This is a genomic window from Azospirillum sp. UFLA03-27 (assembly GCF_059803775.1).
The window spans coordinates 1-1203 of record NZ_JAUQTX010000504.1 but is presented as its reverse complement, the minus strand read 5'-3'; the positions used below and the strand labels follow the sequence as shown (position 1 = coordinate 1203).

Here is a 1203-nt window from a genome sequence, read left to right as displayed (position 1 = left end):
CGTATCCGCGCCGCCACATGGTTCCACTGGTGGCCGCAATTCGCATGAATTCCAAGCAATGGAAGCCTTCATGCGCCGTCGGTATGAGACGTGAGGCTGGCCCGCCGGAGCGGTCCCCATAGCTGGCGCAGGCGGGCCAGCCGTCCGGGAGCGGGCGGTCACCGTGCTCTTCGGCTAAGTTGAGGTTGCTTGACGACCATCAACCGAGACGGAGTGACACGATGACCGGGGACAGGATCGCTCTTCACGAACTGATTGGAAAGAGCGCCGACTTCCTGCGCGAGATGGTCGGCTTCGCCGCTCAGCGCCTGATGGAGTTGGAGGTCGAGGCGTTGACCGGCGCCGGTTACGGCGAGCGCTCGGACGAGCGGTTGACCAAGCGCAACGGCTACCGCGAGCGAACCTGGGAGACCCGCGCCGGCGCCATCGATCTGCGCATCCCCAAGCTGCGCCGCGGCTCCTACTTCCCGGCTTTCCTGGAGCCGCGGCGCACAGCGGAGAAGGCGCTGATCGCCGTGATCCAGGAGGCGTACGTGCAGGGCATCTCCACGCGCAACGTCGATGACTTGGTCAAGGCGATGGGCATGACCGGTATCTCCAAGAGCCAGGTCAGCCGCCTGTGCGAGGAGATCGACGAGCGGGGCCACGCCTTCCTGACCCGCCCGCTGGAGGGCGACTGGCCGTTCGTGTGGCTGGACGCGACGTATGTGAAGGTGCGCCAGGACGGCCGCATCGTCTCGCTCGCCGCCATACTGGCGATCGGCGTCAACACCGACGGCCGGCGCGAGGTGCTGGGGCTCGGCCTTGGGCTGTCGGAGGCGGAGACCTTCTGGAGCGACTTCCTGCGCTCGCTCACCCGCCGGGGGCTGCGGGGTGTGAAGCTGATGATCGCCGACGCGCATCTCGGGCTGAAGGCCGCCGCCTCCAAGGTGCTGGGCGCGACCCTCCAGCGCTGTCAAGTTCATTGCATGCGGAATCTCTTGGCCTGCGTCGGCAAGGCGCACCAGACGATGGTCGCCGCCACCATCCGCACCGCCTTTGCCCAGGAGACCGCCGAGGCGGCGCACGAGCAGTGGCGCCGGGTCGCCGACAGCCTGCGGCCGCGCTTTTCCAAGCTGGCGGCGCTGATGGACGAGGCGGAGTTCGACGTGCTGGCCTACATGGCCTACCCGAAGGATCTGCGCACCAAGCTGCACAGCACGA

1 protein-coding gene is annotated in these 1203 nt (G+C 67.4%); it reads left to right on the top strand.

The window, feature by feature from the left end; genetic code table 11:
• Positions 1–221 precede the first annotated feature (221 nt).
• A partial coding sequence (locus Q4I23_RS32735) for an IS256 family transposase (protein WP_498529009.1) occupies positions 222–1203 on the top strand: 982 nt, incomplete at its 3' end.